Origin of the sequence: Corallococcus caeni (genome assembly GCF_036245865.1) — a bacterium.
GTDB classification, from domain to species: Bacteria; Myxococcota; Myxococcia; order Myxococcales; family Myxococcaceae; genus Corallococcus; species Corallococcus caeni.
In genome coordinates this window covers 1,745,019-1,765,779 of sequence record NZ_BTTW01000001.1, presented here as the reverse complement: position 1 = coordinate 1,765,779, position 20,761 = coordinate 1,745,019, and the positions used below count along the sequence as shown (strand labels likewise).

At 70.8% G+C, this 20,761-nt stretch carries 20 protein-coding genes; 12 read left to right on the top strand and 8 right to left on the bottom strand.

Annotated features, from left to right (window positions below; all coding sequences use genetic code 11):
- Positions 1-145 precede the first annotated feature (145 nt).
- Positions 146-1,081, top strand: a complete 936-nt coding sequence (locus tag AABA78_RS07000; RefSeq protein ID WP_338262189.1) for an alpha/beta hydrolase family protein — start codon at positions 146-148, stop codon at positions 1,079-1,081.
- A gap of 10 nt (positions 1,082-1,091) precedes the next feature.
- Here the strand turns inward: AABA78_RS07000 and AABA78_RS06995 are convergent, their stop codons facing one another.
- The gene (locus AABA78_RS06995) at positions 1,092-1,715 is read right to left on the bottom strand and encodes a glutathione S-transferase family protein (protein WP_338262188.1); all 624 of its coding nucleotides are present in this window, start codon (positions 1,713-1,715) and stop codon (positions 1,092-1,094) included.
- A gap of 124 nt (positions 1,716-1,839) precedes the next feature.
- On the opposite strand from AABA78_RS06995, the gene AABA78_RS06990 reads away from it, so the two are divergent.
- A complete protein-coding gene (locus AABA78_RS06990) occupies positions 1,840-2,676 on the top strand; it encodes a class I SAM-dependent methyltransferase (RefSeq protein ID WP_338262187.1) in 837 nt (278 codons plus the stop codon).
- A 2-nt stretch (positions 2,677-2,678) separates the two neighbouring features.
- Here the strand turns inward: AABA78_RS06990 and AABA78_RS06985 are convergent, their stop codons facing one another.
- Entirely contained in the window at positions 2,679-3,668 is a 990-nt protein-coding gene (locus AABA78_RS06985; protein WP_338262186.1) for an alpha/beta hydrolase, read from the bottom strand.
- An 86-nt stretch (positions 3,669-3,754) separates the two neighbouring features.
- Between AABA78_RS06985 and AABA78_RS06980 the strand changes: the two genes are divergently transcribed.
- Positions 3,755-4,942: a cytochrome P450 gene (locus AABA78_RS06980; RefSeq protein ID WP_338262185.1), complete on the top strand. Its 1,188-nt coding sequence runs from the start codon at positions 3,755-3,757 to the stop codon at positions 4,940-4,942.
- 27 nt (positions 4,943-4,969) lie between these two features.
- Here AABA78_RS06980 and AABA78_RS06975 read toward each other — a convergent pair whose 3' ends face one another.
- The 5 genes from AABA78_RS06975 to AABA78_RS06955 form a co-directional block, all read right to left on the bottom strand.
- Entirely contained in the window at positions 4,970-5,818 is an 849-nt protein-coding gene (locus AABA78_RS06975) for an aldose epimerase family protein (RefSeq protein ID WP_338262184.1), read from the bottom strand.
- 4 nt (positions 5,819-5,822) lie between these two features.
- Complete coding sequence (gene pruA, locus AABA78_RS06970) at positions 5,823-7,478, bottom strand: L-glutamate gamma-semialdehyde dehydrogenase (protein ID WP_338262183.1); 1,656 nt, start codon at positions 7,476-7,478, stop codon at positions 5,823-5,825.
- Between the two features lie 128 nt (positions 7,479-7,606).
- Entirely contained in the window at positions 7,607-8,005 is a 399-nt protein-coding gene (locus AABA78_RS06965) for a response regulator (protein WP_338262182.1), read from the bottom strand.
- Positions 8,006-8,153: 148 nt separating this feature from the next.
- Positions 8,154-8,438 carry a hypothetical protein gene (locus tag AABA78_RS06960; protein ID WP_338262181.1) on the bottom strand — a complete coding sequence of 95 codons (285 nt, stop codon included), beginning with the start codon at positions 8,436-8,438 and terminating at the stop codon, positions 8,154-8,156.
- Positions 8,439-8,558: 120 nt separating this feature from the next.
- Positions 8,559-9,224: a S1 family peptidase gene (locus tag AABA78_RS06955; RefSeq protein WP_338262180.1), complete on the bottom strand. Its 666-nt coding sequence runs from the start codon at positions 9,222-9,224 to the stop codon at positions 8,559-8,561.
- Between the two features lie 338 nt (positions 9,225-9,562).
- Between AABA78_RS06955 and AABA78_RS06950 the strand changes: the two genes are divergently transcribed.
- The 7 genes from AABA78_RS06950 (at position 9,563) to AABA78_RS06920 (ending at position 17,354) form a co-directional block, all read left to right on the top strand.
- On the top strand, positions 9,563-13,213 hold the full coding sequence (locus tag AABA78_RS06950) for a protein kinase domain-containing protein (RefSeq protein ID WP_338262179.1): 3,651 nt from the start codon (positions 9,563-9,565) through the stop codon (positions 13,211-13,213).
- A 28-nt stretch (positions 13,214-13,241) separates the two neighbouring features.
- Positions 13,242-13,919, top strand: a complete 678-nt coding sequence (locus tag AABA78_RS06945) for a 2-hydroxychromene-2-carboxylate isomerase (RefSeq protein ID WP_338262178.1) — start codon at positions 13,242-13,244, stop codon at positions 13,917-13,919.
- On the top strand, positions 13,916-14,566 hold the full coding sequence (locus AABA78_RS06940) for a hypothetical protein (RefSeq protein WP_338262177.1): 651 nt from the start codon (positions 13,916-13,918) through the stop codon (positions 14,564-14,566). Before AABA78_RS06945 ends, AABA78_RS06940 begins: the two co-directional genes overlap by 4 nt.
- 74 nt (positions 14,567-14,640) lie before the next feature.
- Positions 14,641-15,837 (top strand): acetyl-CoA C-acetyltransferase, encoded by a 1,197-nt coding sequence (locus AABA78_RS06935; protein ID WP_338262176.1) that lies wholly within the window; start codon positions 14,641-14,643, stop codon positions 15,835-15,837.
- Between the two features lie 57 nt (positions 15,838-15,894).
- Complete coding sequence (locus AABA78_RS06930) at positions 15,895-16,110, top strand: hypothetical protein (RefSeq protein WP_120523727.1); 216 nt, start codon at positions 15,895-15,897, stop codon at positions 16,108-16,110.
- A 186-nt stretch (positions 16,111-16,296) separates the two neighbouring features.
- Complete coding sequence (locus AABA78_RS06925) at positions 16,297-16,494, top strand: hypothetical protein (protein ID WP_128798968.1); 198 nt, start codon at positions 16,297-16,299, stop codon at positions 16,492-16,494.
- 128 nt (positions 16,495-16,622) lie between these two features.
- Complete coding sequence (locus AABA78_RS06920) at positions 16,623-17,354, top strand: DUF1751 domain-containing protein (protein WP_171421185.1); 732 nt, start codon at positions 16,623-16,625, stop codon at positions 17,352-17,354.
- A 31-nt stretch (positions 17,355-17,385) separates the two neighbouring features.
- Here the strand turns inward: AABA78_RS06920 and AABA78_RS06915 are convergent, their stop codons facing one another.
- Positions 17,386-19,026 carry a sigma 54-interacting transcriptional regulator gene (locus AABA78_RS06915; protein ID WP_338262175.1) on the bottom strand — a complete coding sequence of 547 codons (1,641 nt, stop codon included), beginning with the start codon at positions 19,024-19,026 and terminating at the stop codon, positions 17,386-17,388.
- Between the two features lie 144 nt (positions 19,027-19,170).
- Between AABA78_RS06915 and AABA78_RS06910 the strand changes: the two genes are divergently transcribed.
- Both AABA78_RS06910 and AABA78_RS06905 read left to right on the top strand, forming a co-directional pair.
- A complete protein-coding gene (locus AABA78_RS06910; protein ID WP_338262174.1) occupies positions 19,171-20,046 on the top strand; it encodes a DODA-type extradiol aromatic ring-opening family dioxygenase in 876 nt (291 codons plus the stop codon).
- Between the two features lie 33 nt (positions 20,047-20,079).
- The gene (locus AABA78_RS06905) at positions 20,080-20,703 is read left to right on the top strand and encodes a YceI family protein (RefSeq protein WP_338262173.1); all 624 of its coding nucleotides are present in this window, start codon (positions 20,080-20,082) and stop codon (positions 20,701-20,703) included.
- Positions 20,704-20,761: the final 58 nt, after the last annotated feature.

The following is a 20,761-nucleotide window of genomic DNA, read 5'->3' as shown; positions in this document are numbered from 1 at the left end:
AGGCATCGAACACATGCACATGGCGGAGGTGACGAACATTCTGCGAGAAGAAGTAGACGCGAAGGCGTGAGCTGTCAAGCCACCCTCCGGAACGGAGTCGCGCATGTCGCGGGCCCGTGACAGCGATTCACCGCGTATTCCCAGAATGATGTCCTTCCACCGCCAAGTCCTCGCCGGCCTGCTGGCCTGTCTCTTCCTCGCCGCGTGCTCCAAGCCCGCGCCGCCCACGTCCGTGAATCTTCGAAAGACCTTCCGCACGCAGTTGAAGGTGGAGCCCTCGCAGCGAATCCCCGCGCCCACGCCGCCGAAGGAGCTGTTCGAGCGCGTGCGCTATCCCGCGCCGTTGGGCAGCAACGCGGCCTACGTCACGCCCGTGCGCGAGGGAACGAAGCGACCCGCGGTGGTGTGGATCCACGGCGGCATGGACTTCGGGCTCGATGGCTTCGCGTGGGCGCCTTCGCCGCGCAGCAATGATCAGAGCGCGCGGGCGTTCCGCGAAGCGGGGCTGGTGTTGATGCTGCCGTCCTTGCGCGGCTCGGACGACAACCCGGGAGCGCGCGAGTACTTCCTGGGCGAGGTGGATGACGTGGTGGCCGCCATCGACTTCGTGGCGCAGCGCCCGGACGTGGACCCCGCGCGCATCTACGTGGCGGGGCACAGCACGGGAGGCACGGTGGCGTTGATGGCCGCGGTGCTGTCACCGCGCCTGAAGGGAGCCTACGTGTTCGGGCCGGTGCACGACGTGTCCGAGTACGCGGCCTATGTGCCGCTCCTGGGGCAGGCTCGCGGGTCGGAGCTGTGGATGCGCAACCCGGTGAGCTACGTGGAGCACCTGCGCGTGCCCACACAGGTCATCGAGGGCTCGGACCACGGCAACATGGACGCGTTCGAACCGCTGCGCGTGGCGGCGAAGGGCGCGCCGCTGTCGTTCCTCGCTGTGCCGGGCGCCACGCACTTCAGCGTGCTCGCACCCGTGACGGAGTTGCTGGCGAAGCGGCTCATGGAAGCGAAGGCGGACGCGCCCACGGTGATGCTCACGGACGCGGAGGCCCGTCAGGCCGTGGCCGCGGAGTCGGAGTAGCCCGTCAGGCTCAGGCCACGTGCGCGTTCGCGGAGTAGGGCGGCACGGGGCCAAGGAAGCCGGGCCAGGCCTTCACGCGCTCCAGCCACGCGGACACGGCCGGGTAGGGCGCCAGTTCCACGCCCGCCTCCGGCGCCAGGTGCGTGTACGCGTAAAGGCAGACGTCCGCGACGGTGTAGCGGTCGTCCACCAGGAACGTGCGCCGGCCCAGGTGCCGCTCCAGCGCGGACAGCGCACGCTCGGTGTTCTGCACGCGATTGCGGAGCACTTCGGACTGCGGTGACTGCCGGCCCGTGAGGAGCCAGAAGCGCGCGGTGCCGAGGTTCGGCTCCACCGCGTTCTGTTCGAAGAACATCCACTGGTGCACCTGTGCCCGCGCGAAGCGGTCGTCCGGCATCAGTCGCGTGCCTTCCGCGAGGAACAACAGGATGGCGTTGGACTCCGCGAGGAACCGCCCGGGCTCCGGCTCCAGCACCGGGATGCGACCGTCCGGGTTCTTCGCGTGGAAGTCCGCTGTGTGGCTCTCCCCCGCGAAGATGTCCACCGGCACCAGTTCGTACGCGAGGCCCAGTTGCTTCAGCAGTGTGCGGACCTTGTAGCCGTTCGCGGAAGGCAGATAGTCGTAGAGGCGCATTCGGCTGCTCCATGTGGCGAAGGAAGAGTGCGCGTCACGGTAGACAGCTCCGTCCACCGCCCACGCTCCGGTTCTTGCTCCCGAATCCAGCGGGTCGTATTGAAATCCAGGACGGAGACCTGACATGGCCGAGCGCTACGTTCCGAACCTCACGGGCATCCCGGAGACGCTGCTCCTGACGCTGCACAACCGCGCGGCGGAGGCGAAGCGGCCCGACGGCATCCTTCGCGACGCGGACTGCGTGCGCATCTACGACGCCATCCAGTACGACTTCGAGCGCTCGTTCGGGAAGGCGCAGGCGTCCCATGCCATCCGCGCGGTGGAGACGGATCGCGTCCTGCGCCGGTGGCTGGCCACGCACCCTGATGGCTTCGTGGTGTCGCTGGGGGAGGGGCTGGAGACGCAGGCCCTGCGCGTGGACAATGGCCGACTGCGTTGGTTGAGCGTGGACCTGCCGGAGGCCATGGCCATCCGCGAGCGCTTCCTTCCTCCCACGGAGCGGCTTCGCCATTTTGCCGCCAGCGCGTTGGACCGCGCGTGGATGGACGCGGTGGACGCATCCCATGGCGTGTTGATCATCGCGCAGGGACTGCTCATGTACTTCCAGGAGGAGGAGGTCCGCCGCCTGTTCGTCGACATCGCGGAGCGCTTCCCGGGCGCGGAGCTGCTCTTCGACACGATTCCCCGGTGGGTCTCCCAGCAGACGCTCGCGGGGCAGCGCCGCACGCGTGCCTACCGGTCACCGCCCATGCCGTGGGGCATCAACGTGGATGAGGTGGCGCCCACGCTGAAGCGCTGGCACCCACGCGTGACGCACGTCTCGAAGGTGCCGTACGTGTTCCCCCGGGGCTTCCATCGCGCCGTCTTGAACACGTTCAACGTGTTGCCCTGGTTCCGGCACCGGACCCCGGGAATCATCCACGTGCGGCTGGCGGATGCCCCGGTGCCCGCGAAGGCCTGACGTTACTGCGCGGTGGCCTCGTTCCACACTTCCGTGACGCGGCCCACCTGGTCGAAAGCGCAGTGCTTCGCGCCCGCGATGACCTTGTCGTTCACCGGGAACTGGAGCCCGCCCAGGTACTGCTCCGCCGCCTGGATGTCCTGGAGCAGGTAGTCCTGGTCGCCGTAGGTGAACCAGAACTTCGTGCCCGCGCGCAGCGCCGCGTTCGACGCGTCCCAGTCCATGTTGCCTGACCACGGCTTCTCACCGCCGCAGCTCAGCGCGTAGACGCCCGGGTAGCGGTCGCCGTAGCGCGGCAGGAAGCTGGCCGTCAGCTGGATGCTGCCGCCCGACGATCCGCCGAAGAGGATGGGTCCGTCCTGGATGTCCCAGCCCTTGCGCAGCGCCTCGATGAGCGACACCAGCTCCGCCGCGTTCTTGCCCTCCAGGTCACGCTCCGTCAGCGGTACCCCCTGGTCGGGGCAGTCCGTGTACTCCGGCTTCACCCACCACGCGCACTTGTTGGGCGCGAGCGCCGTCACGTAGAGCGTGTTGTGCCCGTACGTCCAACCGCCGTGCGTGTACAGCGAGCGCGGGTTGCTGCCGGTGTACACAGCCGCGCCGTCGCCGTGCAGGTAGATGGCCAGCCGCATGGGCCCGGGCGCGATGCCCTGCTTCGGCTCGATGTACTTCACCTCCGTCGCGCCCACCTGTGCCACGCAGTACGTCAGCGTGCCCGCGTCCGTGCTCACCGTGCCCGTCTTGCTGCACGCGAGCTTGCCGGAGCCGTGCGAGCTGCTCGTACCCGCGTCCGTCCCGGCATCCGAGCCCGCGTCCACGCCCGTCCCGGCGTCCGTGCCCGCATCCACGTCCGTCCCGGCGTCCACATCCGTGCCCGCATCGCGGCCCGCGTCGGTGGTGGAGGTGCCCGAGTCAGGCGTGACTTCGTCGGGGTCGTCGGAGCACGCGGACAGACCGAGCGCGAGAACGGCGGCGAGCAGGATGCGGGACATGGTGACTCGAAGGAGGGGAGGCGGCGCCTCTGTTCATCAGCCAGTATAGCGGGTATAGATTTCCAGCCCGGAAAGGAAATTCTTTCATGACTGGACGCGTGAACCTGATGGCCCCGGAGGTCCGGGCGAACCCCTACCCCGTCTACGCGGAGCTGCGCCGCACCGCGCCGGTGTGTCAGGTGGAGCCCGGCGGACTCTGGGCCCTCACGCGCTTCGAGGACGTGGCCGCGGCCTTCAAGAACCCGCAGGTCTTCTCCTCCGCGGGGGTGCGCACCACCACCGCGCCACCGTGGCTGGGCCACAACCCGTTCTCCGAGTCGATGATCGTCATGGACCCGCCGCGCCACATGCGGCTGCGCACGCTGGTGAGCCGCGCGTGGACGCCCGCGGCGGTGAACCGGCTGGAGCCGCGCATCCGGAGCTTCGCGCAAGCCCTGGCGGAGCGGCTGTCCCCGGAGCGCGAGGTGGACTTCGTGGACGCCTTCGCCATGCCGCTGCCCGCCAGCGTGATTGGCGAGCTGTTCGCCTTGGACCCCACCATGACGGCCCGCTACAAGCGCTGGTCGGTGGACCTGTCCAGCGTGTCCGGCACGACCGAGAAGGACACCCACCGGCACGAATCCATCAAGGCCACCGTGCGCGAGATGGAGGACTACCTGTCCGACGTCGTCGCCGAGCGCCGCCGCCACCCGCAGGACGACATGGTGTCGGACCTGGTGAAGACGCGCGTGGACGGCGAGGCGCTCTCCGACGCGGAGCTGATGAGCTTCCTGTTCCTCCTGGTGGTGGCGGGCCTGGAGACCACCGTGCAGCTCGTCAGCCACAGCGTGCGCCTGTTGATGGAGCAGCCGCACCTGGTGGCCCGCCTGCGCGAGAACCCGTCGCAGGTGGGGCGCTTCGTGGAGGAGGTGCTGCGCTACGAGCCCTCCGTGCACGGCCTGGTGCGCGTCACCACCCAGGCCACGGAGGTGGCGGGCGTGGTGATTCCGGAGGGCGCGCGCGTGGCGCTGATGATCGGCTCCGCGTGCCGCGACGGCGAGCGCTTCAAGGACCCGGACACCTTCGACATGGACCGCGAGGGCGTGAACAACATGCCCTTCGGCCACGGCATCCACTTCTGCCTGGGCGCGCCGCTGGCCCGGCTGGAGGCGCGCGTGGGGCTGGAGGTGCTCCTGTCCCGCTTCACGCGCTTCACGCCCACGGGCCCGGTGAAGTGGAACACCTCCCTCACCGTGCGCGGCCCGCTGAGCCTGCCCCTCATCCCGCACGCCTGAAGCGCGCGCGGGACGAAGGGCCGTGCTTCACGCCTCGATGTCGAACGCGAGCGACACGCGCTCGCCCGGGGCCACGTGCAACAGCCCCTCGCCGGTGGCCAGCGCCCCGGCGGCGGCCGTCCACGGCTCCACGCAGACGAAGTCCTTCCCCTGGAGCGTCCACACCACGAGCATGCGGAACTCCTGGCTCCACGACAGCTTCACGGGAGACAGGCCGGGGCCCCGCTCCAGCACCGTGCCCGGCGCCGAGTGGTCACGCAGGTGCATGTCCACCTCCTGCGCCGTGAGGTCCAGGCCGGTGAAGGGCACCTCGTGCTTCGCGCGGTTGTCCCACGCGTGCGTGGCGTCCGTCTCCACGCGCGCCTGGGCCTTCTGCCCCTGCGGCACGCGGAAGTACGGGTGGTAGCCCAGGTGCAGCGGCAGGGGCCGCGTGTCCCGGTTCTCCAAGTCGAAGTCCAGCGTCAGCCGGCGGCCCGTGAGCGAGAACGCCAGCTGCGCGTCGAAGGCCCACGGGTACTGGCGCAGCGTCTCCTCCGACGACGTGAGCCCCAGCACCAGCAGCGAGCCTTCCGCCTGGCGCACCGTCCACGGCAGCTTCCGCGCGAAGCCGTGCTGCGGCAGCGAGTACGCCTTGCGGTCCGCCGGATACGTGTCCCCGGGCAGGGGACCGGCGTTGGGAAAGAGCACGGGGATGCCCCCGCGCACGCTCTTCGTGAGGTCGGCGACGGTGCCCTCGTCCAGGTAGAGCACGTCCTCGCCGTCCACCACCATGCGCGTGACGAGCGCGCCGCGCGTGGGAATGACCTCCACGCGGCAGCCGCCGTCCTCCAGCGCGTAGGTCTCCAGCCCCGCGATGCCCGGGAACGGTCCGCTCATGGAACTAGAGGGCCCCTTCCTTCGGGTCGCTGTCCATGAACGGGTAGGGGACCTTCACGGGCGGCGCGAAGTTCTCCTTGATGGTGCGCGGGCTCGACCAGCGGAACAGGTTGATCATCGACCCGGACTTGTCGTTGGTGCCCGAGGCCCGGCTGCCGCCGAAGGGCTGCTGGCCCACCACCGCGCCCGTGGGCTTGTCGTTGATGTAGAAGTTGCCCGCCGCGTTGCGCAGGCCGCTCATCATCTGCTCGATGGCCTTGCGGTCGCGCGCGAAGATGGCGCCAGTGAGCGCGTAGCTCGCGGACTGGTCGCACTCCTTCAGCGTCTCCTCGAACTTCGCGTCCGGGTAGACGTACACGCCGACGAGCGGCGCGAAGATCTCCTCCGTCATGATGCGGTGGCGCGGGTTGGTGCACTGCACCAGCGTGGGCTGCACGAAGTAGCCCTCGCTCTTGTCCGTGCCGCCGCCCGCGACGATGGTCGCGTCGCCGCCGGACTTCGCCAGCTCGATGTACGAGGACACCTTCTTGAACGAGCGCTCGTCGATGACCGCGCCCATGAAGTTGCGGAAGTCCGCCACGTCGCCCATCTTGATTTCGCCGATGAGCGCCTGGAGGCGGGGCTTCAGCTTGCCCCACAGGGACTCCGGCACGTAGACGCGGCTGGCCGCGCTGCACTTCTGGCCCTGGTACTCGTAGCCGCCGCGCACGATGGCGACCGCGAGCGCCTCCAGGTCGTCCGCCGCGGACGGGTGCGCGAAGATGAAGTCCTTGCCGCCCGTCTCACCCACCAGCCGCGGGTACTGCTTGTAGCGGCCGATGTTCTCCCCCACCGTCTTCCACAGGTTGTTGAACGTGGGCGTGGAGCCGGTGAAGTGGATGCCGCCCAGGTGGGGGCTGGCCAGCACCGGGTTGCCCACCGTGGGGCCGTCGCCGGGCAGCATGTTGATGACGCCGTCGGGCAGGCCCGCCTCGCGCAAGAGCTCCAGGCCGTACCACGCGCTCAGCGCCTGCGTGGAGGACGGCTTCCACAGCACCACGTTGCCCATGATGGCGGGCGACACGCAGAGGTTCAGCGCGATGGAGGTGAAGTTGAACGGCGCGATGGCGAAGACGAACCCGTCCAGCGGCCGGTAGTCCGTCATGTTCCACGTCTGCGGCGAGTTCTCCGGCTGGAGGGCCAGGATCTGCTGCGCGAAGTGGACGTTGTAGCGCAGGAAGTCGATGAGCTCGCACGCCGCGTCGATCTCCGCCTGGTGCGCCGTCTTGGACTGGCCCAGCATGGAGGACGCGTTGAGCAGCGGGCGGTAGCGCGTGGTGAGCAGCTCCGCGGCGCGCAGGAAGATGGCCGCACGCGCGTGGAAGGGCATCCGCGCCCAGTCCTCCTTCACGCTCATGGCGTTCTGGATGGCCTGCTCCACGTGGCCCGCGTCGGCCTCGTGCAGGGTGGCCAGCACGTGCTGGTGCCGGTGCGGCATGCGCACGGTGTCCGTCTTGGCGGACTTCACGTGCTTGCCGCCGATGACGACGGGGATGTCGATGCGCTCCCCGCTCATGCGCTTGAGGGTGGACTGGAGCTCCGCGCGCTCGGGGGTGCCGGGGGCGTAGGAGAGGACGGGCTCGTTCTTGGGAGCCGGGACGCGGGGGATGGCGTTGAGCACGCGAGCACCTCGGGACGTGGGGAAAGAAAGGTGGGCAAGGTATAGCCCTCCCCGTGTCCCAGGTCAGTGTCAGAAGCGTGTGGCGTCCGCGCCGCGACACAGGCGCGGGGCCTGGACGGCCGTCCGGCTCAGCCCTCGCCCGCGGCCTTGGCGGTGTCGCCCCGCGCGCGCTGCAGCACGGCATGCAGCTGGGCGATGAGGTACGGCGGCTTCACCGGCTTGACCAGGTACGCGTCCGGCTGGGGCTGCCCGGGCTCCAGGTCCGTGCGCGGCGCGTAGCCGCTGACGAACACCACCGGCAGGTTCGCCAGGGCCGGCTCGGCGCGCACGCGGCGGCACAGCTCGTAGCCGTCGATGCCCTCCATGTTCACGTCCGACAGGAGCACGTCCGGCGGCTGCGTCCGCGCGTGCGCGAGCCCCGTCTCCCCATCCGCCGCCACCGTGCAGTCGAACTCACCCGACAAGAGCAGCCGGAGCGTCTCGCGCATGGTCCAGGAGTTCTCCACGATGAGGACCTTGGGCTTCACGGTGCATCGACTCCTGGGGCGGCAACGGCGGACGGCAAGGGGGAACGGCGTGCACAGCATCCCCCCGCCGTGCGCACCGGGCAAGAGGTCCCCCTTCACCCGTGAGAATTCGCGAAAGCCTCCACCTCACGGGTTTGCCCCCAACGCCCTAAGACTCGGGCGGCGGATTCACGAGGCCCCGCCGGGAAACCTCGGAGTCCGGCTCCTCGTCGCCCCGCGCCTCGCGCTCGGGCACCTCTTCGTCCTGCCATTCGTCGCCGCGCTCCACCTCCGCCTCCCAGCGCGTCTCCTCCAGCGGGCTGGGGTTGGCGTCCTCCCGGGCGGCCGCGTGGGCGCGCTCCCGGGCCAGCTCGGCGGCGCCGCGGTCCAGCGCGTCCTCCAGCTGTCCCCGGTTGCGCGGCTGGAAGTTCTTGGAGTCCTTGTCCGAAGCCATGGTGTCACCTCCGACGGGAAGGTGGGACGCGCGGGGGCGGGCGGGCAATGACGGCCCGTGCGCGGGCCGCCTGCCCGGCCGTCCAGGTGCGGGAAGGGCGGAGTCCTCCGTTCCGCCGCGTCAGCGCGGCGCCGAGGTCGCCCGCCGGGCCAGGGGCTGCGCGTCCTCTCGCGACAGGCGTTGGAGCTCCGGCGCCACGTCTCCGGTGGGCGCGGCGATGCTGCACCGCGCGCCGCCATGCACCAGGCCCACCACGCGCTGCTGCTCGTCCACCAGCGGCGCGCCGGAGTCTCCGGGGACGCCGTGCATCGTGGTGAAGAGGGCGGTGGGCACGTCTGGCAGCGACGGACAGCGGCCCCAGCGCTCCACCATCACCCGCTGTGGCTCGCCGGGCCGGTCATGGCGTCCGGTGAAGACGAGCATCGCGCCGGGGATGGGCAACCCTTCGGCCACCTCCAGCGGGGCCACCGGCGCCCTCGCCTCCAGCTCCAGCACCGCCATGTCCCGGCCGCGATCCACGAACACGTAGCGGCCCCACAGCTGGCGGCCGTCCTCGAAGTTCGTCCGCTCGCGGCCCGCGTCCGGTGCGACGCAGTGGGCCGCGGTGAGGACATGGCGGCCCTGGCCCACCACCACGCCCGCGCAGTGGCCGTCGCCCAGCGTCACCGTTGCTGCTTCAGCCTTCTCGATGCCCTCGGCGGCTCCGGTCCCGGACTGGCCGCAGGCCATCCAGGCCGTCACGGACGCGAGCGCCACCGTGGCGCCGCCCCACTTCCATGCGCGCATGCCGCCTCCTCCTCCCGCGAGCGACGGGCCCACGGCCTGGAGGAAGGGTGTGCATGCGTCCGGGTGGAGCCCGGGCACCGGTGTGGAAGTGGCTCCCCAGCAGGCGTCCGGGCTGCCCGGCGGTACAGGGTTGCAGCGGGATGGTGAAACAGGGGTGGGGACGGAGGGGGCACCTGCTCGGATGTCCCGGAGGCGGTGTCACTGAAACGTGGTATTCCTCCGACGTCTGGATTCTGGATCCTGGCCTGAACGGGCCAGCCCCTTGGCGCGTGAGCGACGACGAGAAGACAACGGTACTGGATGAGCGCACCCGCCCTCCGAGCACGTGGGGGGAGCGGATGCGTACGCCCATCACGTTGCCGGGCTCGGGGGTGGGGGAGCGGCGCTCGCTGGTTCCAGGCGTCATCGTCACCGGGCGCTACCGCGTGGAGTCGCTGCTGGGCGAGGGCGGCATGGGCCGCATCTGGCTGGCGGACGACCTGCAGGAGCGCCGCCGCGTGGCGCTCAAGGAGATGCACGTCCCCGCGGAGCTGTCCGCCGCGAAGGTGGAGGAGCTGGTGCTGCTGTTCCGGCACGAGTTCTTCGCGATGAAGAAGCTGCAGCACCCGTCCACGCTCAAGGTCTTCGACTGGGGCATGACGGAGGCCGGCAACCGCTTCATCACCATGGAGGTCGTGGGCGGCAACGACCTGAGCTCGCTGGTGCGGGAGGCGCCGCTGGACACGCGCACGCTGTATCGCGTGTTGATCCAGATGGCGCAGGTGCTGGCGTTCATCCACTCGCGCCTGTACGTGCACTGCGACATCAAGGCCAGCAACGTGCGCATCACCGAGTCCGGCGCGGTGAAGCTGATGGACTTCGGCGTGATGCACCAGCTGGGCACGCCCAGCCCCGGCAAGCTCAAGGGCACGCTGGAGTACCTGGCGCCGGAGTGGCAGCGGGGCGCGAGCATCGACGGCCGCGCGGACCTGTACTCGCTGGGCGTGATGGCCTGGTACCTGGCCACGCGCAAGTTGCCCTTCAAGCGCGCGAGCCCCGCGGTGCTGCTCGCGGACCACCTGACGCGCCCGGCGCCGCGCCCGTCCACCATCTGCCAGGTGGATCCGCAGCTGGAGGAGATCATCCTCCTCCTGATGGCGAAGGACCCCCGCGAGCGCTTCCAGGACGCGGGCGAATTGCTGGAGGCGCTCTGCCAGGCCAGCGGCGAGCCCGTGCCGGAGGAGTCGCTGTCCGCGCGCGCCAGCTACCTGCACGTGCCGGAGGTGGTGGGGCGCGAGGCGGAGCTGGAAGGGCTGATGAACGGCCTGGCGGAAGCCGACTGGGGCCAGTCGCGCGCGGTGCTCGTGGGTGGGCCCGCGGGCGTGGGCAAGACGCGGCTGCTCCAGGAGTTCGAGCTCCAGGCGAAGCTGGCGGAGCTGCCCTTCGGCCGGGGCCAGTGCCGTGCGGAGGGGCTGTCCCCGCTGGCGCCGGTGGCGCAGGCCCTGCGCTGCCTGGTGCCGCACACGCCCGCGGAGCTGATGGACCGGGTGAAGGCCCCGCTCGCGCGACTGCTGTCGTCGGACGTGTTCGACGGCGACCTGCACGAACAGCTGCCGCGCGACGGCTCCGATGAGAAGACCGCCTTCTTCGCGGCGCTGTCGGAGTGGACGCGCACGCTGGGGGGACGGCAGTCCTTCGTGCTGTGCTTCGAGGACCTGCAGTGGGCGGACAGCGCGTCGCTGGAGGCGCTCAACGTCCTCATCCGCGCGCTGCACGGCACGCGCGGCATGGTGGTGGGCACGTTCCGCTCCCAGGAGCTGTCGCGCCTGAGCCTCGCGTTCCAGACGGTGGATGAGAAGCTCACGTCCCGCGTGGACCTGGAGCCGCTGTCCGCCGAGCACGTGGCCAAGCTGGTGGAGCTGGTGCTGCCGGGCCTGGACGTGCCGGAGGGCTTCGTGCAGCGGCTGCACGCGACCACCGGCGGCAACGCCTTCTTCGCCACGGAATGCCTGCGCATGCTGGTGGAGGCGGGCGCGCTCAAGCGCGTGGGCGGGCGGTGGGAGGCGGAGGAGGGGCTGGGCACGCGCAGGCTCCCGGACAGCATCCAGGAGGCGGTGCTGGTGCGTCTGGCCAACGCGCCGCCGGAGCAGGTGTCGCTCCTGCGCAAGCTGGCGCCCGCGGGCCGCATGCTGGACCTGCCGCTGGTGCGCGCGCTGTCGGGCCTGCCGGAGGCGGAGCTGTTCTCCGCGCTGGACGGCATCGTGGAGCGGCAGTTCCTCCAGGACGTGGAGGGGCGCTACGTCTTCACGCACGACACCGTGCACCAGGCCGTCTACGACAGCTCGCCGGAGGCGGAGCGCCAGGCGCACCACGGCCGGGTGGCGCGGGCGCTCCAGGCGCTCCCGTCGGGGCACGCGGGCGTGGTGCGCGCGGTGGGCTGGCACTTCGCGCGCTCGGACGCGCCCGCGGAGGCCATCCAGCCGCTCCTGGAGGCGGGGCACGCGGCCATCGAGGCGGAGGCGCTGCTGGAGGCCACGCTGCTCCTGAAGGAAGCGGCGGCGCTGCTGGAGGCCGCGCCGGACTACCCGGGGCGCTCGGAGCAGCTCTTGCGCACGTGGGTGTCGCTGGTGGAGGTGGGCTACTCCAGCGACCCGCCGACGTCGGTGGCGTACGCGGACCGGCTCTTCGCGCACTGGGAGGCCACGGTGGACGTGGCGTCCGGACGGCGCGAGGCGCTCCGCCGGCTGGAGTCCGCGCGCGCGGCCACGCCCGCGGAGCGCGAGGAGCTCTTGATTCCGCTCTTCCGCGAGGTGGCGGCGGACGCGCGGATGACGCCGGTGGACGTCTTCTGGAAGCGCTCGGAGCTGGAAATCCTCCAGGGCATGGCGCTGGCCATCCTGGGGCGCACGGACGCGCTGGAGGCGCTCATCGCGCGCGTGGCCGCGGAGCACCCGGAGGACTCGCCGTACCGGGCGGGGCTGTCCGTGGCCCGCTCCACGTTGAGCGCGTACACCGGCCAGTGGTCGGGTGGGGTGGCCGAGCAGCGCAAGCAGGTGCAGCGGCTGCGCGAGTTCCGCGACGCGGTGGGGCGCCCGCCCCGGCGGCTGGCGTGGGCGCTGGGCATGGGCGGCTACCTGCTCAACGTGAACCTGGCCCTGCGCGGCGAGCCGCTGGACGAGGAGCTGCTGAAGGACGGGCTGCACCTGGCGCAAGCGCAGGGCTTCACCGACGTGCGCGCCTACCACCTCTTCGCGCAGGTGGCGCGCGCGGCCTTCACCGGCGACGGCGCCGCGTTCGCGTCCGCGCTCGCGCAGAAGACGGAGCTCATCCGCCGGCTGGGCAGCCCCCGGCTGATGGAGCGCAACCTGGCCCTCTTCACGCCGCCGTACTACCTGGAGCGCGGCGAGCACGAGCTCGTCGCCGCGGTGGTGTCGCGCGGCGAGGCGCTCTCCCACGTGCTGCCCGAGGACCGCTGGCTGCGCGCGCACGTGCTCGTGTACCAGGCGTGCCGCGACGTGCTCTTCGAGGACGCGGGCGCCGCGCGCGAGTCCCTGCCCCGCGCGCTGGAGGCCGCGCAGAAGGGCGGCCTGCGCATGGAGACGCTGGTGCGCGTGTACCAGTCGCGCTTCGAGCGCGACCAGGGCCGGCTGCCCGCCGCGCTCGCCGCCGCGCAAGGCGCGCTCGAGCGCGCCCTGGACCCCCGGTTCGCCAACCCCTGGGACGAAATCCTGGCCCGCCGCGCCCTGGCGCCGCTGGTGTCCCAGGAGGAGGGAGACGCGCACCTGCGCCGCGCGCGCCTGCTGGCGGAGTCCACCGGCAACGTGCTCCAGATGGGGCTCGTCTACCTGCAGCACGCGGAGCGCTACGGCACGCCGCAAGAGGTGATGCGGGAGCTGGAGATCGCCGAGCGGGCCTTCGCCACCGCCCGGGCCACGCACCTCCAGCTCTTGGCCCAGTCGCTGCGCGGCCCGCTGTCGCGCCAGCACGAGGACGTGAAGCAGAGCGCCTGACGGCCGGGTCGTGCATAGGATGGGACCCATGGTCTCCTCCCCCCTGCGCTTCTGCCTGGACTACCTGTCCCCGTACGCCTACCTCGCCTGGCTCCGCATGCCCGCCATCGCGGCGCGGCACGGCCGGGCGCTGGAGCCCGTGCCGGTGCTGCTCGCGGGGCTGCTCAACGCCGTGGGCTCCATTGGCCCGGCGGAGATTCCCGCCAAGCGCGTCTACGTCTTCAAGCAGTGCTTCCGCATCGCGCACGAACAGGGCGCGCCCTTCACCCTGCCGCCCTCGCACCCGTTCAACCCGCTCTTGTCCCTGCGGGTGACGGCCTCGGTGGACGACGTGGCGGAGAGGACGCGGCTCACCACCGCGCTCTACTCGGCCGCGTGGGGCCAGGGCCGGGGCATCGAGACGCCGGAGCAGGTGGGCGCGGTGCTGACGGAAGGAGGCTTCGACGCGCGGGCGCTGCTCGAGCGCGCGCAGTTGCCAGAGGTGAAGGACCGCGTGCGCAAGAACACGGAGGAGGCGCTCGCCGCGGGCGCGTTCGGCGTGCCGTCCGTGCTGGTGGACGACGAGATGTTCTGGGGCGTGGACTCGCTGGGCCACCTGGAGCGCTACCTGGAGGGCCGCGACCCGCTCACCCCCGGGGACCTGGCGCGCTGGAAGGACCTGCCCGCCACCGCCAACCGGCGCCCGGAAGGAAAGCCCCGCCCGTGAACGTGCTCGGGCAGCTGGGGGTGGCCGTCGCCGGGCTGGTGCTGGCCGGCGTGCTCCTGTTCCTCAACTTCTGGCGCGCGCTGCTCTACCTCTTCCCCCACACCGTCCGCGTGGAGCCGGAGGCCCCGGCGGACCAGATGGACCTGCCGGACGCGCTCGGCCCCCTGGCGGGCCAGCTCCAGGCGCTGGGCTTCACGCCGCTGGGCAGCCACGAGGAGAAGCCGCTGCTCCAGAAGGCCACCCGCTCCTACGACTGGGCGCACGCGGGCGAGCGCGTCTTCGCCACCCTGTACGAGGGAAACGACCTCTTCCCCCGGCTCTACCTGCTGACACCCCTGGCCACCGGGGGCTTCGTCGTCACCGCCAGCTACCGGCGCCCCGCGCTGGACGTGCCCGGCTACCGCTCCGGGTCGCTGGAGGACGCCGCACCGGAGCGCCTGTTGCGCGCGCATGTGCGACGACTCGAGGGGTTGGAACCGGCGGGCCCGGAGGGCTTCACCTGGGAGGGGCGCGTCCAGACGGCCCGGGCCTGGTACCAGGGGCTGGGGCGCAAGGAAATCCGCCGCCAGAACCTCCAGGGGTTGTTGTGGACGGCCATCGCGCTTGCCATCGTCGCCAGCGCCTTCCTGGGACGGCGCGCGGGCTGACGGCCCCCTGGACGCTTTTCCACGTCACGTCGTGCGTGCACCGCGCGCCCCGGAAGAGTAGGGAGACGAGCACCATGAAGAGCGTGTCCAAGAACGAGGAAATCTACTTCCTGTCCGGCAAGCGCACCCCGTTCGGTACCTACGGCGGCAGCCTCAAGGACCTGAGCGCCACCGACCTGGCCGTGGAGTCCGCGAAGGCGGCCCTGGCGCAGGCGGGCGTCTCCCCGGAGCAGATTGAGCACGTGGTGTACGGCAACGTCGTCCAGACGAGCTCGGACGCCATCTACCTGCCGCGCCACGTGGGCCTGCGCACGGGCGTGCCGGTGCCGGTGCCCGCGCTGGGCGTCAACCGGCTGTGCGGCTCCGGCTTCCAGGCCTTCGTCACGGCCGCGGAGATGATGCTGACGGGCGGCGCGGAGTCCGTCCTCGCGGGCGGCACGGAGTCCATGAGCCAGGCGCCCCACGTCATCCGCGGCGCGCGCTGGGGCATCCCCCTGGGCAAGGGCGGCCTGGAGGACATGCTCTGGACGGCCCTCACGGACAGCTACACCGGCCAGGCCATGGCGCTCACCGCCGAGCAGCTGGCGGTGGACTACGGCCTCACCCAGGACGACGTGGACCAGTACGCCGTCCTCACCCAGAAGCGCTTCGCCGCGGCCCAGGAGGCCGGCCGGCTGGCGGATGAAATCGCGCCGGTGACGCTCAAGGGCAAGAAGGGCGACACGGTGGTTTCGAAGGACGAGCACAACCGTCCGGAGACCACGGTGGAGGGCCTGCGCAAGCTGCCCAAGGTGTTCAAGAAGGACGGCGTGGTGCACGCGGGCGCGGCCAGCGGCATCTGCGACGGCGCGGGCTCCATGGTGATGGCCACCCGGAGCTTCGTGGAGAAGCACGGCCTGAAGCCCGTGGCGCGGCTGGTCAACTGGGGCGTGTCCGGCTGCGACCCGAAGGTCATGGGCATTGGCCCGGCGCCGGCCATCCGCAACCTGCTCAAGCGCGCGGACGCGAAGCTGACGGACGTGGACCTCTTCGAGGTCAACGAGGCCTTCGCGCCCCAGTACCTGGCGGTGGAGAAGGAGCTGGGCCTGCCACGCGACGCCACCAACGTCAACGGCGGCGCCATCGCCGTGGGCCACCCGCTGGGGGCCTCCGGGGCGCGCATCACCATGACGCTGGCGTACGAGCTCAAGCGCCGGGGCGCCCGCTATGGTATCGGGTCCGCCTGCATCGGTGGCGGCCAGGGCATCGCCGTCCTGATTGAGGCGCTCTAGGCGCGCGTGCGTGTGGCGACGGGGTACGGGGCAGACGACATCCGGACGGGACGTGAGATGAGCAACGAGGTGGACGCGAAGACGGCCCGCGAGCGGGCCAAGGCCATCGCCGAGCAGCGCCGTGCCGAGCGCCGCAACCGCAAGCGCCGCTGCGTGGTGTGCGGCGTGGAGGAGAGCGACAAGACGCCCCTGACGGCCCACCCGGAAGGCATCGGTCCCGCCTGCAAGGACGAGATCACCTGCCAGACCCGCCGGGCCGCGGCGGGCCGCTGACGCCCCAGGGGCCTGGCGCCCCCACCGCCGCACTGTCGGCCGGTGGACGGTGGCCGGGCCCCCGCCCGTCAGGGGGCTCCCGGAGGGGCGAAGGCGCGCTCCAGGGCCGGATTGTCGGGCCCGTTTCTTGATGGCGCCCCCGACTCGGGGTAAACATTTGTAATCTCTGGTGACACGAGGGTTGGAATGGGCGTTATCAGCTTCACGGGCGTCAAGGTGTTCTCCACCACGCTCGCGCGCGATCGCGAGAACATGGGCGAGAACATCACCAAGTGGCTGAAGGAGAACTCCGCCGTGGAGGTCGTGGACAAGATCGTCACGCAGTCCTCTGACAAGGAGTTTCACTGTCTGACCATCACGCTCTTCTACCGCCACAAGGCGTAGGGCCGGCTTTTTCCGAAGGCGTGGGATGCGAGGGCGCTTCTCCCTGGTGACACCAGGGTGGGGCGCCCTTCATCGTTTCTGGATTTGGGGTTGCGGACCGGGCGGTGTTCCACCACCTTTGGGCCTCTATGCGACCCATGCGGGGCTTCAACCGGGGAGGCGGCGGTTTCGGCGGCGGCTTCCCGGGCCTGGATTCGATGGCCGCCAAGCTGGCGGTGGCGCTGGTGGCGTTCTCCGCCCTGTTCCTGGCGACCCAGCGCGGGCAGGGCGTGCTGCTGCTGCTCAACCCGGGGGACGTGCTGCACCTGCGCGTGTGGCAGCTGTTCACCTACGCGTTCGTCGCCACGGACGCGCTGGGCATCATCTTTGGCGGCATCATCATCTGGTCCATCGGCGGCTTCCTGGAGTCCACCTGGGGGTCCAGGCGCCTGCTGATGGCGTCGGTGGGCATCACGGTGCTCGCGGGCCTCATCACGGTGCTGCTGTCGCTGGTGATGCCCATGGCCAACCTCTACGCCGGCGGCACGGTGATGACGACGGTGCTGTGGGTGGCCTACGGCCTGGTGATTGGCCGGGGGCAGACGAACTTCTGGGGCATCCCGCTCACGGGCAACTGGTTCGCGGCCATTGGCGCGGGCTTCACCGTGCTGCGGCTGCTCACCGCGCCGGCCTGGCAGGTGATGGCCCCGGAGCTCATCAGCCTGGTGCTCATCTTCGCGTACGTGCGCGGCGCGAGCCCCAAGCGGCTGATGCTCCAACTGCAGCACTGGCGCCTGCAGCGGCAGCTGCGCGACCGCTCCAAGCACCTGCGCGTGGTGGACCGCGAGCGTCCGCCGGACCGCGACCAGTACCTCAACTGAGGCGCTGGAGGACTGAAGGGCCGCGCGCGGGCTAGTGCGCGGCCTCCGGGTGGCCGTACTGCTTGAGCTTCCGGTAGAGCGTGGCCACCCCGATGTCCAGCTGCTCCGCGGTGCGCGAGCGGTTGCCGCCGTTCTGCGCCAGCACCGCGAGGATGTACTCCTTCTCCATGTCCTCCAGCCGGCGCGGGTTGCCCGAGGGCACCAGCGGGGGCGGCGCGGCGCGCACCTCCTCCGGCAGGTCGTCGCGCTCCACGCGCGGGCCCTCGCACAGCACCACCGCGCGCTCGATGGCGTTGCCCAGCTCGCGCACGTTGCCCGGCCACGCATAGCGCAGGAGCTGCTCCGCCGCGTCCGGGGACAGGCCATTCACGCGCCTCCCCAATCGCTCGCCGGCCTCCGCCAGGAGCAGCCTCGCCAGGGGGAGGATGTCCTCCTTGCGCTCGCGCAGGGGCGGGATGCGCAGCTCGATGACGCGCAGCCGGTAGAAGAGGTCCTGGCGGAAGCGGCCCAGGCGGACCTCCTCGGACAGCTCGCGGTTGGTGGCGGCCACCACGCGCACGTCCACCTTGCGGCTGGTGTTCTCTCCCACGCGGCGCACCTCGCGCTCCTGGAGGGCGCGCAGCAGCTTGGCCTGCATGGCGGGGGGCACCTCGCCCACTTCATCCAAAAAGAGGGTGCCGCCGTGCGCCGCTTCGAAGAGGCCGGGCCGGTCGTGCGTGGCGCCGGTGAAGGCGCCCTTCGCGTGGCCGAACAGCTCGCTCTCCAAGAGGCTCTCCGTCACCGCGGCGCAGTTCACGGCGATGAAGGCCTTGGGCGCGCGGCCGGACTCGTCGTGGATGAGCCGGGCGATTCGCTCCTTGCCCACGCCGCTCTCCCCGGTGACGAGGATGGTGGTGTCCACCTTCGCCGAGCGCCGCGCCAGGTTGAGCACGCGCTGCATGGCCTCCGCGCGGGCCACCATGCCCGCCGGGTCCTCCGTCACGCCGGACACGCGCGCCAGCGACTGCCGCTTCGCGCGCAGCTTGCGCTCCGTCTGCCGCAGGGCCTCCGTCACCTGCCCGAGCACGCCCTCCATGCACTGCGTCTCATAGAAGCGCAGGAACTCCGTGCACTCGGCGCTCCACTCCTCCTGGGGGCGGCCCACGATGTGACAGAGGGCGTCGCCGTGGCCCACGCACTTGAGCTCCGCGCAGTAGATGGGCTTGTTGTTGCAGTAGCTCAGGTAGCCGGACGCGAAGCCGGTGAGGCTCCAGCACACCGGCTGGTCCGCCTGTCCCAGGTGGAGCAGGTGCTGCTCGGCCTCATAGGAGTCGCGCCACTGCGCCTCCGCGAAGGGCTCCGGGCCGTCCTTGTCCGTGCGCTCGATGCGCTCCACGCGCACCTGGCCCATCAGCGTGTGCAGCCGCCCGCCCGCGCGGCGCCACTCCGCCTCGTCCGTCCACGGCACCGCGGTCTTCATCGCCTCCGCCGTGCGCCAGCCGTGCGCGTAGCCCAGCCGCGTGAAGATGCCTCGCGCGGCCGTCATCCCCAGCATCCCGATGAGCTCCTTGCGCAGGAGCCCCAGCGCCACCGGATCCATCAACAGCGCCCGCTGCCCGGCGAAGCGGATGACCCCGCCCTTCGGCTCGAACGCGAGCAGCTCCCTCAAGTCCAACCCTTCCAGACCCGCCACGGTGTCTCCCGGTGTCTTTCAGACTGATGTGCCTCTCTATCAATCTGAGAGACATTTCACAGTGGCGGAATGTGAATCCCAGTGATTCCAGTGGGTTGACATGTTGGATGCGCTGGTCCCGGGGTTGCAGTACAAGGCGCCACGATGGCTTCCGGGGTGGACAGGCGCGAGGTGTTGCAGGGCGTGGCGGCCGCCGGGGTGGCGGGGGTGATGGGGCCTGGGCCCTCGGTCGCCCGGCAGGTGGCACCGGCCCTGTTCGTCTCGCACGGCTCGCCCATGACGGCGCTGGACGCGGACGAGTACCCCCAGGCGCTCAAGCGCTTCGGTGAGGGCGCGGGCCCGGTGAAGGCGCTGGTGGTGGTGTCCGCGCACTGGGAGACGGACGCGCGCGTGCACGTCACCGCGATGGCCGCTCCGCCGCTCGTCTACGACTTCTACGGCTTCCCTGAAGAGATGTACCGGCTGCGCTACGCGCCTCCCGGTGCACCGGCCCTGGCCGAGGACGTGGTGGCGCGGCTGTCCTCGGCGGGCGTGCCCGCGGTGGCGGACGGCGAGCGCGGGCTGGACCACGGCGTCTGGGTGCCCTTGCGGCATGCCTTCCCGGAGGCGCGCGTGCCCGTGTTGCAGGTGTCGCTGCCGGCGGACGCGACGCCCGCGCAGGTGGCGCGCATGGGAGAAGCGCTGCGTCCGCTGCGCGCGGAGGGCGTGCTGCTCATGGGCAGCGGCGGGGTGGTGCACAACCTGCGTCGGGTGAATTTCAGAAACAAGCGGGCGTCCCCTGAGCCATGGGCCGCCGAGTTCGACGCGTGGGTCGCCGGAAAACTTGCCGCGCGTGATGACGTAGGGCTTCAGTCATGGATGGATGCACCGAATGCGCGGGTCGCGCATCCATCCGCCGAGCATTGGTTGCCGATTTATTTCGTCCTCGGAGCCGCCCTCCCCGAGGACCGCATCACCCCCGTGTTCGAGGGCTTCCATCACGGAACCTTGTCCATGCGCAGCTTCGCGCTGCGCGCCTGAACCTCGCAGTCCGCAATCTCAAGGAGTCACACCATGAAGATGTCGCTCAAGTCCGCCATCACGCTGCTCGCCGTCGCCGCCCCGTCCTTCGCGTTCGCCTCCACGTGGGAGATCGACTCGTCGCACTCCAGCGCGCAGTTCGGCGTGAAGCACATGATGGTGTCCACCGTGCGTGGCACCTTCAGCAACGTGAAGGGCACCGTCAACCTGGATGACAAGGACATCACCAAGTCCACCATCGAGACGACCATCGACGCGAAGACCATCAACACCAACGAGCCCAAGCGCGACGAGCACCTGAGGAGCGCGGACTTCTTCGACGTGGAGAAGTTCCCGACCATCACCTTCAAGTCCACGAAGATCGCGAAGGCCGGCAAGGACAAGCTGAACGTCACGGGCGACCTGACCATGCACGGCGTGACCAAGCCCGTGGTGCTGGCCGTGGAAGGCCCGACGGCGGAGACGAAGGACGCGTGGGGCAACGTGCGCCGCGGCGCCACGGCGACCACGAAGATCAAGCGCAGCGACTTCGGCCTGACCTGGAACAAGGCGCTGGAGGCCGGCGGCGTGGCGGTGGGTGACGAGGTGACCATCACCCTGGACCTGGAGACCACGAAGAAGGCCGAGGCGGCGCCGGCGGCCAAGGACACGAAGTAGTCCGCGTCCTCTTCGCCCAAGCTGAAATGAAGAGAGGGGCCTCGGGTGACCGGGGCCC